This window comes from Chryseobacterium sp. PET-29 (assembly GCF_025736815.1).
In the GTDB taxonomy this organism is placed as follows: domain Bacteria; phylum Bacteroidota; class Bacteroidia; order Flavobacteriales; family Weeksellaceae; genus Chryseobacterium; species Chryseobacterium nepalense.
This window is the reverse complement of record NZ_CP107053.1, coordinates 195,038-209,201: the sequence shown is the minus strand read 5'-3', so window position 1 is coordinate 209,201 and position 14,164 is coordinate 195,038. Positions and strand designations below refer to the sequence as shown.

Genomic DNA, 14,164 nt, shown 5'->3' with positions numbered 1-14,164 from the left:
ATTTATACTTTATATTTGCAACCGTAATCAGAAGATAAAAACAATGAATACAGGTTTGAAAAATATTTTCATCATCAAGCATACCATCAGAATAATGATGAAGTATTGCTGTATGCCTGAAATAGAGCATTGTGGTGACTGACCTTACTTTTATATGACATATTTTAAAGGCTTTACCACGTTGTAGAGCCTTTTTTTGTTTAATTAAGCATCGTAATTATGATAGAGATAAAAAATATATCAAAAACCTTCCATCAGAAAAATCAGTCTTTTAAGGCACTGGACCAAATCAGCCTGAATATAGAAAAAGGCGATATTGTAGGAATTATAGGGTTTTCCGGTGCGGGGAAAAGCACGCTGATCAGAACGGTAAATCTGCTTGAAAAACCGGATAAAGGTGAAATCATCATTAACGGAAAAGATTTTACCCGGTTAAAATCCAGGGAGCTGGCAAAGGAAAGAAAAAAAATAGGAATGATTTTCCAGCATTTCAACCTTCTTTCATCAAGAACTGTTTCTGAAAATATTGCTTTACCGCTGGAACTTGATGGCGTAAAAAAAGAAGCAATCAGTAAAAAAGTTAATGAGCTTCTAAGTATTGTAGGACTTGAAGATAAGGCCAATGATTATCCTAAAAGCCTTTCGGGAGGTCAGAAACAAAGAGTAGCTATTGCCAGAGCACTTGCCAATGACCCTTATCTACTGCTCTGTGATGAAGCGACCAGTGCACTGGATCCCGCAACAACATGGTCAATCCTGCAGCTGCTAAGAGATATTAATCAGAGGCTCGGCATTACCATTCTCTTGATTACCCACGAAATGGAAGTCATACGGACGATTTGCGACCATGTCGCTGTTATAGACAAAGGAAAACTTATTACCAAAGGAACTTTAGGTGAAATTATTACACAAAAAGATCATCCCATCATCAAAAAATTTTTAAACTCAGGTGTTATGAATATACCGCAGGAACTCAGTAAAAAACTGCAGAAAGAACCGCAGGACGGGCTTTTTCCCCTTATAGAAGTAGAAGTGAATGAAGATATTTCTGTTGAAGCACTTCTTTCCATTGTATACGATAAATATAAGATTCCTTATAAAGTTTTAAAGGCAGACGTAGAATATCTGGGAGACACAAATTTTGGTAGACTTCTTCTACAACTCCAGGGTGATGAAGAAGAAAATCAGCAGGCCATTTATTATTTAAACCAGAATAAAATCCAAAACAGAGTAAGAGGTTATGCTTAGTGACACGATAATTACGCTCCTTTCAAAAGGTCTTTGGGAGACGGTTTTCATGACATTTGTTTCAGGATTTTTTGGGTTTGTTTTGGGACTGCCGGTTGGGATTTTATTATTTCTGACTAGAAAAGGACAGCTTTTGGAAAACAGGATTTATAACAGAATCTTATCGGTGCTCGTCAATATCTTCCGTTCAATCCCCTTTATTATTCTGATTGTCTGGATGATTCCTTTCACCAGAAGTCTGGTAGGAACATCTATTGGTGTTAATGCAGCATTGGTTCCGTTGAGTATCGGGGCAGCACCATTTATTGCAAGACTGGTTGAAAACAGCTTGCTGGAAGTTCCTGCCGGATTAATAGAAACCGCCAGAGCATTGGGAGCAAGCCCGTTTCAGATCATCAGGAAAATTCTCCTCCCGGAAGCACTGCCTTCTTTAATCAACAACGCAACAATCACTTTGATAACGTTAGTGGGTTATTCTGCAATGGGTGGAGCGGTGGGAGCTGGAGGACTCGGACAGATCGGCTATCAGTACGGCTATATCGGCTATGATGCGGTCATTATGAACCTTGTACTTACCTTATTGGTAGCGATTGTATTTATCATCCAATTTTCTGGTGACCGACTGGCTAAACGGTTTGATCATCGATAAAAGGATAATAATTGTCCTTCAAATTTAAGATAATATAATGTGAATGTGAAATAGTGTGGTGGCATTGCAAAACTTTGTCACTGATGGTAAAAGGCGAATTTCCGGGGCATCCTGAGATTAATACCGTTCCGTGATTTTCGCTTTCTTACCATTTAAAAAAGAAAATAATTTACAATGAAAAAAATAAAGATTTTAGGACTGATAACTGTTGGATTATTACTGTCAGCCTGCAATTCCGGGAAAGACAATCCCAATTCGATTAAAGTAGGTATTACCTCCGGACCGGAACAGGAAATTGCGGAAACTGCCAGAAAAGTGGCCAAAGAAAAATACAACCTTGATGTGGAGCTGGTTGCCTTCAACGATTATGTCATTCCCAATGAAGCCCTGAACAACGGGGATATCGACGCCAATGCTTTTCAGCATGTCCCGTATCTGAGTGAGCAGTCCAAACAGAGAGGGTATAAACTTGCCGTAGTGGGAAATACATTTGTCTACCCGATCGTTGCCTATTCCAAAAAAATAAAAAACATCAGCGAGCTGCAGAATGGAAGTACGGTTGTTATTCCGAACGATCCAACCAACGGCGGCCGCTCTTTATTGCTGTTACAAAAAAATGGTTTGCTAAAACTGAGAGACGGAATCGGTTTATTACCAAAAGTCACTGATATTACTGATAATCCGAAGCAGTTGAAAATTATCGAAATTGAAGCACCACAGCTACCGAGAGTATTGGATGATAAGGAAGTTGTACTGGCAATCATTAACAATAATTTTGCAGCACAGGCCGGACTGGATGCAGAAAAGCAGGGAATTTTAAAGGAAGATAAAAATTCGCCTTATGTGAATGTGATTGTTTCACGAGAGGATAATAAAAATTCTGAAAAAGTGAAGAAGTTTGTAAAAGCTTACGAATCTGATGAGGTAGAAAAAAAAGCAGAAGAAATTTTTAAAGGTGGTGCCGTTAAAGGCTGGAACTAAATATGATAAAAGTTTAATATTAATGCATTTCACAGAAATTAGTTATTGCTAAGAGATTTTTGTTATTTATATATTTTTGCAGCATCATTCTATATAATGGAATGATGCTTTTTTGTTTTCTTTAGGTGAATGGTGAGAAATAACCAATTTCACGAAATTACATTTTCTCAATTTGAGATAATAAAAAAAATTCCTATTTTTGTTTTTAATCTAAAAAGGCTTTTTATGTTAAAGAAAACCGCCATTGTAAGTTTATTTACTTTTATTTCTGCTTCGTATATGGCTCAAAATAATACCATTCCCGTTTATTTAGACGAATCGAAACCTGTTGAACAGCGTATTCAGGATGCTCTGTCCAAAATGACGCTTGAAGAAAAAATTGCGATGCTTCATGCACAGTCCAAGTTCAGCTCTCCCGGAGTACCAAGACTGGGAATTCCTGAATTCTGGACGACCGACGGCCCTCACGGCGTGCGTTCTGAAGTAAAATGGGACGAGTGGGATCAGGCCGGCTGGACCAATGATTCAATCATCGCCTACCCTGCCTTAACAGCACTTTCCGCAACGTGGAACAAAAACATGTCGTGGAATTACGGTAAAGCATTGGGTGAAGAAGCCCGCTATAGAAAAAAAGACATTCTTCTGGGACCTGGTGTCAACATTTACAGAACGCCACTCAATGGAAGAAATTTCGAGTATATGGGAGAAGATCCTTTTTTAACATCAAAAATGGTGGTGCCTTATATTAAAGGTGTGCAGTCGAACGGTGTAGCAACTTCCGTGAAGCATTATGTCCTGAACAATCAGGAAATGTTCCGTCATACCAGCAATGTGATTATAGATGACAGGACATTATATGAAATTTATCTACCTCCTTTTAAAGCAGCTGTAACCGAAGGAGACTCCTGGACGATCATGGGAGCTTATGATATGTACAAAGGACAGTACGCCAGCCAAAACCAATATCTTCTGAATGACATCCTTAAAAAAGAATGGAATTATAAAGGTGTGGTTGTTTCAGACTGGGGTGCGGTAAACAATACCGAACAGGCGATTCACAACGGCCTTGACCTGGAGTTTGGAAGCTGGACCAACGGTTTATCGGACGGGCATTCCAATGCTTATGATAATTATTATCTGGCCCAGCCTTATTTAAAATTGATTAAAGAAGGAAAAGTTGGAACAAAAGAGCTTGACGATAAAGTGACCAGACTTTTACGTCTTGCCTATAAAACCACCATGAACAGGAATAAACCTTTCGGGAATATTGCTTCTGAAGAACATAAAGCCGTTGCTAAAGAAATCGGTGAAGAGGGAATTGTATTGCTTAAAAATCAGGGAAATGTTCTTCCGATTGACATCAATAAAGCTAAAAAAATTGCCGTTATTGGTGAAAATGCCATCAAGATAATGACCGTAGGAGGAGGTTCATCTTCCCTGAAAGTAAAATATGAAACGCTTCCTTTGGAAGGAATTAAAACGAGATTCGGGAAACAAGCAGATGTGCAGTATGCAAGAGGCTATGTAGGAGATATCGGCGGTGAATACAACGGGGTAAAGTCCGGACAAAACCTGAAGGAAGACAGGTCTCCAGAAGCTCTTCTGGAAGAAGCTGTAGCACTGGCAAAATCTTCTGATTACGTAATTTTCGTTGGTGGACTGAATAAAGCTGATTTCCAGGACAGTGAAGGAAATGACAGAAAAAGCTACGGACTGCCATACAATCAGGATCAAGTGATTTCTGCGCTGGCAAAAGCCAATAAAAACCTTGCCGTAGTTCTGGTTTCCGGAAATGCCGTGGCAATGCCGTGGGTAAAGGATGTTCCGACAATTGTTCAGGCGTGGTATCTTGGTTCTGAAGCCGGAAATTCTTTAGCCGCAGTTTTGGCTGGTGATGCGAACCCTTCTGGAAAACTGCCGTTTACATTTCCTGTAAAACTGGAAGATAATGCAGCACATCAGATGGGAGAATATCCGGGGAATAAGGAAGAATTGGCTGCCGGAAAAGGAAAAGACCAGAAAAATCCGATCAATATCAAATACAACGAAGGTATTCTGGTAGGATACAGATGGCACGATACGAAAAAAATCAAACCTTTATTCAGTTTCGGACATGGCTTAAGCTACACGACTTTTGAATTCGGAAAAGCAAAAGCGGATAAAAAAACAATGGCACAGGATGACAAAATTACTTTTACAGTAACGGTTAAAAATACAGGAAAAAAAGCGGGTGCCGAAGTGGCACAGTTGTACATCAGCGATCTGAAATCATCTGTTCAGCGTCCTGCTAAAGAACTGAAAGGTTTTGAAAAAGTATTCCTGAACCCTGGAGAGGAAAAAGAAGTAACCTTTACCATCGACAAAACAGCATTAAGCTTCTTCGATGCCGATAAACACGACTGGGTAGCAGAACCGGGAGATTTTGAGGCTTTAATCGGTAATGCTTCCGATGCTATTAAAACCAAAGTGAAGTTTACTTTAAAGTAGTTTTACCTTATTTATATTTCTAAAACGTGAATGCCCGGAATTTATCCGGGCATTTTTATTATTTAATAGTATCAAATGAGATTATCAAAGATACTTTTAATTAAAATTTTAAGCTTCTATAATCAGTTCCTTCTCATATCCGTTGTACTTTTCCGTGATATAACCGTGTGGATTACAAATAACCTCGGTTTCTCCTATTTTATACCTGCAGGGCGTATGAATATGCCCATGGATCCAGTATAAAGGTTGATATTCCAGAATTAAACGCTCAAGATCCGAAGCATAGGCAGAAGTTAGAGTATCCTTTTTAAAATGTTCGGGCACCGATTGAAGGCTTGGAGCATGGTGGGTAATGACTATATTTTGTAATTTTTTAGAATTTTCCAGACTTTCTTTCAGCCATGCTTTTGAAAACTGATGGATTTTATAAATATCAATTGATCTTATTTTTGAATAAGAAGGATCTCGACGGATCATTTTATAGTCGTTCATTCCGTTCTGACAAAGAAAACCGTAATATCTGGGATCTCCGAATACTGAAAAATCTGTCCATAAAGTTGCTCCGTGAAAACGAATACCCTCAATATCAATACTTTCATCTTCCAAGACAAAAATATTGGATTTCGCGGCCGCTTCTTTTATTTTATTTAAAGTTTTAGGATGGGATCCTTTGTAATATTCATGATTTCCGAGCACGTAGATTACAGGCCTGTCACGAATGTAGCTTTTAATCCAATCAATTCCTTTGGTTCCCAGATTTACATCTCCCGCCAGTATTACTACATCGCAATTATCAAAAGATAAATCGGTTACTCCAAATTCCTGATGCAGATCACTGATGATTTGTATTTTCATTCTGCTAAAATAAAAAAGAACCGGCATTTTTTGCACCGATTCTTTATTTTATTAAATGTGATCATCAAGATTTTAATGAAGAATTTGCATCATAATGGCTCATTCAGAAAGCTATTCTACAATTATTTCAACCTCTTTTATTTTTATATTTCTGAAAATAAAATATAACAATACTCCCAATGCAGATAAAGCGTATATCATCAGAATAATTAAACTCAAGTTTCCCACTGCCCATTCTGAAGGAAAGATCTGGCTCATTAAAGTCATGAATGACAGTCCGATCCCCGCACCTAAGAAATAACTTGTAGACCCCACACTTGAGGCTACTCCATAATCTGAAGACGCAATATCCTGAACCCCTAACACTGACTGGGCGGTAAAACAGAATGTCATGCCTATCCCCGAAATACAGGCTGCGCCCATTAAAACCAAAGGCAAAAGATGTCCGGTAAATACTGAAATCAGCAGCAATAAAGCGCCTGCTAACATAAAGCTCCACCCGAAAATAGCCATCTGAGCAGAATCCAGCCTTTTTGAAATATGCGGCAAAGCAAATTTGGCAACCAGCGCAGACATGATACTAAATGGAACCAACATTAATCCTGCAGAAGCAGCACTATGATTCATATCTTTCTGGAGCATCAGTGAAATAAGGAACAAAAAGCCTATGAAAAACGCTCCCAACGCAACAAAACCAAGTCCGGATACTTTTAATGATCTGTGTTTCATCAGTGATAAATCAATCAACGGCTGTGATGCTGATCTTAAACGGTAAAATAAGATTGTTAATAATGAAAACGCCATTAAAAAAGAGGAAACAACAGTTACGGTCTGTTCTTGAATATGAATAAGTTCGTGTGTTCCGTAGGTAAGACTCAGAAGTCCCAACACCAATAAAATTCCAGATAAAGTGTCTGTTTTTTTTGATTTTTCAATAATGGTATCTTTCGGAAGATAGTAATAAGCAAGTATAAGCGTGACCGCCAAAACCGGAACATTAATAAGAAAAACCCAGTGCCAGCTGAGATAAGTACTGATAATTCCGCCTAATGAAAGTCCGCTTCCGGAACCTATGGCAGCAAATGAACTGAAGATCCCCACCGCACGGTTTCTTTCCTGATCCCCCGTAAACGTATTGGTAACGACAGACATCGCAGAAGGCATGATGAATGCAGCACCCAACCCCTGCAAAGCCCGAAAAACAGCCAGCATTTCAAAACCGGATGATAATCCTGCGCCTAAGGAAGTCAGCATAAAAATTAATGAACCCACAAGAAAAATTCTCTTTCGTCCGATTTGATCAGAAAGTTTTCCGCCGATAATGAGAAATCCTCCGAAAAACAGCACATACAATGTTTGAAGCCATTGTACGGTTTCGGTACCGATGCCAAACTGTTCCTGGATAGAAGGAATTGAGAGGTTAACAATCGCGATATCCAGAGCTTCTACAAATGTTCCTGCCGATGCTACCATCAAGATGATCTTTTTTCTGTCCATATAGTTCATTTATGCTGCAAAATTACCATTTGTAGGACATACATTAAAATTTAAACACAAATTAAGAACAAATAATAAAAAATAAATACATTTAAAGAACAATTATTCTTATATTTGATTTTTAATGATATAAAACAGAACATATGGCAACAGAAAATTACATTCCGGACGAAAAAGATTTTGCAATCCTGAGAATTCTTCAGAAAGACGCCAAACTGAGTGTTCGGGATATTGCAGGAAAAATCAACCTGAGTCCTACCCCGACTCACGAGCGCATTAAAAGAATGGAAAAATCAGGCATCATTAAAGAATATACAACCGTTGTAGACCGTAAAAAAGTGAATAAAGGCATGATGGTGATCTGCATGATCGCGCTTAATATTCATAATAAAAAAACAGCAGGAAAATTTATAGAAGAGGTTGGTAAATTGAAAGAAGTTGTTGAGTTTTATAATATCAGCGGAGATTTTGATTTTATGCTGAAGATTCTGGCTCCAAATATGGATGAATTTCATGAATTTTTCGTGAATAAGCTCTCGGAAATTGAAGGCATCGGACAAACAAAAAGCATTTTTGTGATGAACAGCATTAAAGAAAGTGTACAGATTCTTTAATCATTCTGAAGAATAAATATTATTATCCAAAAATTCTCTACACAAATCCCAAGATATACACGATTTAGAAAAAATATTAATATATTTGAATTGTAAACATGATGAAAACTGCATCAATGGAGACCAACAAAAGAAAAGTTTTAATTATTGACGATCATAGTATTGTGAGGCAGGGCGTTTATCTGCTCATCAGAAAGCATTTCACCAATACCGAGATATTTGAAGCTTCAACATTAAATGACGGTAAATCGATCATTAAAAAGGAGAATATAAACTTCATTATACTTGATATTAATTTTCCTGAAGGCAACAGTTTAAATTTTGTTGAAAATCTTTCCATTGAATACGGCGACAGCATCAAAATACTCATTTTTTCCGCTCTTGAAGAAACAATTTTTGCTTTTAATTTTATTAAAGCCGGTGCACATGGTTTTTTAAGCAAACTTTCTGAACAGGAAGAAATCGTTAGGGCTTTCAGCAAGTTTTTTGAGACAGGTAAATACTTAAGTGACGAACTTAAAGAAAGACTGCTTGATAATATGATCCGGAAAAGCAATGCATCTCCTATTGAAATGCTGTCCATCCGCGAGCTTGAAATTGCAAGACTTCTTGTTGCCGGATTATCCAATAATGAGATTGCTTCCAAACTTTATATTCACAAATCTACTGTAAGCACCTATAAAACAAGGATTTTCGAAAAACTGGGAGTCAACAACATTCCTGCTCTTCTCAACCTTTTCAATCTGAACTGATTAACCGGTAAATGTTAAAATCATTTTTGTTCCTTCCCCTTTTTTACTTTCAATATTAAAGGATACATCAATAAACGGTAAAAGTTCTTTTACGATCTTCATTCCTAATCTGGAACCCGAGAAATCTTCAGCCTGCTTTAGTTTTGAAATCTCTTCTTCCGACATTCCCAACCCTGTATCCTCAATTACCAGGTGATAACGGCACTCGTTGGTAATACCATAAATATAGATAAAACCCTGGTCTGTATATTTAATGGCGTTATCAAGTATATTATGAATGATAATACTCAGAACATCCGGATTACTTATCAGAACATCATTCTTGCCTATATTATTCTGTATTTGTATAGACTTAAATTCAGCAGTATTCGCAAACAGCCGCATCCTTTGGAAAACGAAATCACGCAGCATGATATTTTCCCTGGTTTTATGATTATCGTAAATAAAAATTTTATTGTAAGTAATGGTGGAATCTATAAATTCAAGTATCTGCGCGGAAGATTCTTTGATAGAACCGATCACTTTTTTTTCATAGCAGTCATCATCAGTATTATCCATAAGAATCTCGGTACTCATATTGATAAATTTGAGAGGGCTTTTGATATCATGGCTTATTGCTGCCACAAGTTTTTTTTGCCTGTAAAGCTGAGCGTAAAGTTCTTCCCGGGTTTTAGACAATGAACCTATGGTTTCTTTCAGTTCTCTGGTACGTTCATCAATTTTAGTATTAAGTATGAGAGATTCTTTTTCTATTTGTTTCAGCCTTATTTTGTAAAACGAGTAAAAAATCAAAAGTAATAGTACAATTGCGGATAATCTGAATAAGACAGTTTCCCAAAAGGCAGGCTTTACAAAGACATGTAATGTTTTGTAATTATAATCGGAAGAAAAATCTTTCAGTTTTCTTACATGAATCTCATGATTTCCGTTAGTAAGTGAGTTAATGCTTATTACCCTGCTATCGGACAATGGCTGCCACTTGTTATCATCAATTCGATATTCGATGTAATCATTCCCCTGATTACCAAAATTCGTGTAGTCGACGAAAATTTTCACGTAACCGAAATTATTTTCAAGATTTAAAATACCGGAAATATTTTTTTCTTTTTCGTTGATGGCAATTCTGTCTAAGTAATAGTCTTTACCAGGCGTAACAGGAAAAGCATTTCTTGCATTAATATATACCATTCCATTCATAGAAGGAAATATGATAGAACCATTATGCATCAATCCGTTGATATTCGCACCACCGTTGAACTCCAAAGTGAGCAGACCGTCTTTACGGCTGTATTTATGAATATATACAGCGGTATTTCCATGGAGATAATAGTTTAGAAAGTTCTCTTTTTTAACCTGAAACAGGCCTTTATTTGATGAAAGCCAGTAATATCCTATTCCGTCGTCAATTACGCTATGTACCGCTGAAAGTACACTGTTTTTTTGTGGTGGTTCGTATATTTTTCCGTCTTTATAAAGATAAAGGCCTTTTCCATAGGTTTGTATCCAGAAAAAATGATCCCCATTGTTGTTAATACTTCTGAAAGTTCTATTTTTGATAAGTGTTTTTCGCGTGCTTTTCTTTTCATTGAAAAGGTAAAGTCCGTTGTGTGCGGCAAGAAGCAATTCATCATTATTGACTTGTGTGATTCCTCTTACCGGAACATTGATCGCATAAAATTTTTCTTTTATAATTTTTTGGTTTTCAATGATTATGTAGCCTATAAGGTCTTTATCTGATTTAAGAGAAATCCATATTTTATTTCCTATCGTACTGCTTATACCCCGAACTACCGTATTTTTACCGAAATTCCGGATCGTTTTAGCTTGACCCTGAGCGTAAAGAATGAGACTATGTTCACTTTTCAGGAGAAATTCGGGTTTATTTTTAAGCGGAAGAATTCCGTACGGATCTTTATTTGGAAAAGGAAAAGTTTTCACATATCCGTTACAATTAAAGATATCGCCATCACCTGTAATCACCTCTTTATTATTATATGGAGTTATAGCATGAAAAATCGTTTTATCAGGAGTGTTATAGGCATTGATAAAATTTTCTCTAACTACTAAAAAGCCTTGTGAAACTGTTCCCAGGATAAGTGTTCTGGTACTATGATCATAATACATACATGTGATCGCAACGTTTTTAATCGTTTTACTGTCGCAGATCTCAGTTGATAATATCGTATTATTCTTATGTTCAATCACATAAACTTTGTTATCATTCCTTATCAGAAGCTGTTTATTAGCTGTGTTAATGAAGAACTCAAAATCTTCTTTTTCTGTAATTCCTGTCTGACATTCTTTTATTTCTCCTGTTTTCTCTATTTTTTCGATTAAAGAAGGCTTCCTCATATAAAATAACTGGTCTCCCAGAATGAAAAACCGAAAGTAAGTATAACCATTCAAATCTCTAATGAATCGGCTTTTACCGTCCTTTTGGTAAAAAAGTCTGTAATTGTCAATATAATAAAATTCCTTTTTTGTAATAAAAAAATAATATTTCCCTTTTTTTATTTTTTCAGACGTTTCTTTTAATATTTTCCAGAGGCTCTCTGCACCATGAGGCTTCAATTGCTTAAAAGAAGATGAATTCGTATCAGAGATTACCGAAAATCCCCTGCGGCTGATCAAAGCCGGAATATCTCCCGAATTGTAGAATGTAAACAGCCAGTCGTCATCCGCAGAGCCTTCTATCAGTAGAGTTCTGTTTTCAACCGATGGTAAATTCACATCATATGTCAGAAAATTCTTTCCGTCAAACCGTGCAATACCATTATCAGTAGAGAGCCATATAAAGCCATATTTATCTTTTACAATTGATTTTATGGTATTTTGGGGAAGCTTACATTCGTCAGCATTGTACCATTTTTCAAAATAATTATCCTGTTGTGCGGAGATCCGAACGAATACGAGAACAAGGAACAGTACGCAAAGATATTTCATATTGTGTTATAATAAGACAGTTAATATTTTGTAATACTAATACTACAACAAGTCATACAAATACTTATTAAAATTTAAAATAGTATTACATCTTCTATCTTTTCATAAAAATAACTTTGTGTTTGTAGTTTTACAGTTAACAATAATAGATGACAACTGTAAAATGTATATCAAAAATACATTTTTTTATGATATTTCACATATTATTTTACCATAATATGCAATTAGTAAAACAATTTAATGAATCAGATATAAAAAATTAAAAACAAAAACCTTGAAAAGCCTAAAAAGCAAATAATGAGAAAAAATTCGGATTCCTGATCATCACATGGCCTGTTGGGCAATTAGATTACTGATAGGCCATTGTTGAAACGGAATAAGAAAAATAAAATCCGGAAGGGTTTTGAAGATGACACCTAAAACCAATGAAAATATTATATGATTTAAGAAGAAACATTTTGATTTTTACCGTTTCCTTATCAAAACTCTACGGCAATCACCAGAATGATTCTTTAAAATCTCAGAGAAAGAAAGTACGATATAAAAAAAGAAAGCATAAATAATAGAAATTTATTGCTGCGAGAAATAAGAAAACATTTCCTTATAAGATTCTAAAACACATAATGATTAATTAAGTATTCAGATATTGCAGAGACTTACTCTGCATTTCTGAAACTTAGATGAAAAAACACAAATTCATTAACACATGCATTTTAAGATGAAGATAAAATTATTCCCATACATTAAAAGTTTTCTTAAAGGTTTGAGCACACGTGAGATTCCAGACGATTTCAAAATAAAGGAATTCATTGCGGAACGATAAATTGGATGATCTTACGTTCGTTCCGCAGCTCATAACATATTTATGGTTTACATCATTGTTTTGAAAACTTTCTATAAAGCATATTCATAACATTCTCAATTGAAACAAACATTAAATGAACCCTAACTATTTTCTTTAACAGCTAGCAGAATATCCACAGTGATTAACTAAAATTAAGCTGTAAGTATTGAGTTCATTTAGAAAACAAAAAAGAATTTAAAACTTTAAAAATCACGATAACGAAATGGCTTATAATTTCCTGTACGGCCTGTATAAGAAGCCTTAGCAATATATTAAAAACTTTATGGAAAGATCTGTACCTAATTATAAAAAAATCTTCGAAGATATTATCAGCAAAAAATGTCCTGAAAAATATACTTTGTGCGAACACATACTGAATAAACGCGAAATATCAGCAATGGATGTTCTGCGGCTGAATGATATTATTTTTGATAAAAAAACAGCATCTGATGTTACTAATCAAAAGCACAAAAGCTACGACAGCTGCACCATTACTGAAATTCTGAATTATCAAAAGGAAAATAATCTCAGTAATGTAGCAGTATCCAGACATTTTAATTTAAGCCGGAGTACAGTAAGTAAGTGGAGAAAGACATTCTCTTTACCACAGAATAATAATTTTTTGTAATTCCATTCTATCGAATTACACTGAAAAATATAATAACCGCCTTTTCAGAGCAGTTTCTTTACTGTAAAATGTTTCCAAGTACAATCAGAGTTTCAGCGATGTACACTAGAGATAGTAGAGATATAAAATACCAATATGTATTTTACCCGGAAATAAATTTTGGTTGATAGTTTTGATTTTTCCTGCTGCTCTGGAAGGCTTTACTCATATTATCACAAATTTCTTAAAAAATCGATTGTACAAATGCTAAAGAGATAGTTTCTCATACCAAAGACGGAATCTTTTCGTATACCATTCTACTTTATTTTCATTGAAAAAAACATATAATAGCGTTTTCTCTCCATACCATGTTTTTTTAAGCTGAAATATCAAAATATCATCATTGTCAAGTACTCTTGTATAAGATTCCAATGTCGCCAACACATCTTCTTTCTTCATATGCTGAAGATTGGGAATAAAATTGTTTTCCTCACTTTGCTTAGATTTCTTTTTCATTTCAGGTTATGTTTTTATATTAATCACAATATATATATCAAAAAATTACGGTTATGTTCAAGAAATCTCCAATTAAGAACATTTATTTACAACGACAAAGTTGTTATAAAAAATTTATATTCCCTATTTAATGATACTGTAGCAAGAATCTATATATATAAAGTTATTGAA

The 14,164-nt window shown here is 35.5% G+C and carries 11 protein-coding genes; 7 read left to right on the top strand and 4 right to left on the bottom strand.

What is annotated here, in order from left to right; genetic code table 11:
* Positions 1 to 219: 219 nt before the first annotated feature.
* The 4 genes from ODE14_RS00975 (at position 220) to ODE14_RS00960 (ending at position 5,365) form a co-directional block, all read left to right on the top strand.
* Positions 220 to 1,248, top strand: a complete 1,029-nt coding sequence (locus ODE14_RS00975) for a methionine ABC transporter ATP-binding protein (protein ID WP_263602600.1) — start codon at positions 220 to 222, stop codon at positions 1,246 to 1,248.
* Complete coding sequence (gene metI / locus ODE14_RS00970; RefSeq protein WP_263602599.1) at positions 1,241 to 1,897, top strand: methionine ABC transporter permease MetI; 657 nt, start codon at positions 1,241 to 1,243, stop codon at positions 1,895 to 1,897. The genes ODE14_RS00975 and metI overlap by 8 nt, the downstream gene beginning before the upstream one ends.
* A gap of 174 nt (positions 1,898 to 2,071) precedes the next feature.
* Positions 2,072 to 2,878, top strand: coding sequence for a methionine ABC transporter substrate-binding lipoprotein MetQ (gene metQ, locus ODE14_RS00965; protein WP_263602598.1), 807 nt, complete (start codon positions 2,072 to 2,074; stop codon positions 2,876 to 2,878).
* 225 nt (positions 2,879 to 3,103) lie between these two features.
* On the top strand, positions 3,104 to 5,365 hold the full coding sequence (locus ODE14_RS00960; RefSeq protein WP_263602597.1) for a glycoside hydrolase family 3 C-terminal domain-containing protein: 2,262 nt from the start codon (positions 3,104 to 3,106) through the stop codon (positions 5,363 to 5,365).
* 108 nt (positions 5,366 to 5,473) lie between these two features.
* On the opposite strand, the gene ODE14_RS00955 is transcribed toward ODE14_RS00960, so the two are convergent.
* Entirely contained in the window at positions 5,474 to 6,220 is a 747-nt protein-coding gene (locus ODE14_RS00955; protein ID WP_263602596.1) for a metallophosphoesterase, read from the bottom strand.
* Positions 6,221 to 6,331: 111 nt separating this feature from the next.
* The gene (locus ODE14_RS00950) at positions 6,332 to 7,717 is read right to left on the bottom strand and encodes an MFS transporter (protein ID WP_263602595.1); all 1,386 of its coding nucleotides are present in this window, start codon (positions 7,715 to 7,717) and stop codon (positions 6,332 to 6,334) included.
* Between the two features lie 143 nt (positions 7,718 to 7,860).
* Between ODE14_RS00950 and ODE14_RS00945 the strand changes: the two genes are divergently transcribed.
* Both ODE14_RS00945 and ODE14_RS00940 read left to right on the top strand, forming a co-directional pair.
* Complete coding sequence (locus ODE14_RS00945; RefSeq protein WP_248394189.1) at positions 7,861 to 8,331, top strand: Lrp/AsnC family transcriptional regulator; 471 nt, start codon at positions 7,861 to 7,863, stop codon at positions 8,329 to 8,331.
* Positions 8,332 to 8,429: 98 nt separating this feature from the next.
* Positions 8,430 to 9,083, top strand: a complete 654-nt coding sequence (locus ODE14_RS00940; protein ID WP_263602594.1) for a response regulator transcription factor — start codon at positions 8,430 to 8,432, stop codon at positions 9,081 to 9,083.
* Here ODE14_RS00940 and ODE14_RS00935 read toward each other — a convergent pair whose 3' ends face one another.
* A complete protein-coding gene (locus ODE14_RS00935) occupies positions 9,084 to 12,026 on the bottom strand; it encodes a sensor histidine kinase (RefSeq protein ID WP_263602593.1) in 2,943 nt (980 codons plus the stop codon).
* 1,127 nt (positions 12,027 to 13,153) lie between these two features.
* On the opposite strand from ODE14_RS00935, the gene ODE14_RS00930 reads away from it, so the two are divergent.
* Positions 13,154 to 13,498: a helix-turn-helix domain-containing protein gene (locus ODE14_RS00930; RefSeq protein WP_263602592.1), complete on the top strand. Its 345-nt coding sequence runs from the start codon at positions 13,154 to 13,156 to the stop codon at positions 13,496 to 13,498.
* A 246-nt stretch (positions 13,499 to 13,744) separates the two neighbouring features.
* Here ODE14_RS00930 and ODE14_RS00925 read toward each other — a convergent pair whose 3' ends face one another.
* Complete coding sequence (locus ODE14_RS00925; RefSeq protein ID WP_263602591.1) at positions 13,745 to 13,993, bottom strand: hypothetical protein; 249 nt, start codon at positions 13,991 to 13,993, stop codon at positions 13,745 to 13,747.
* Positions 13,994 to 14,164: the final 171 nt, after the last annotated feature.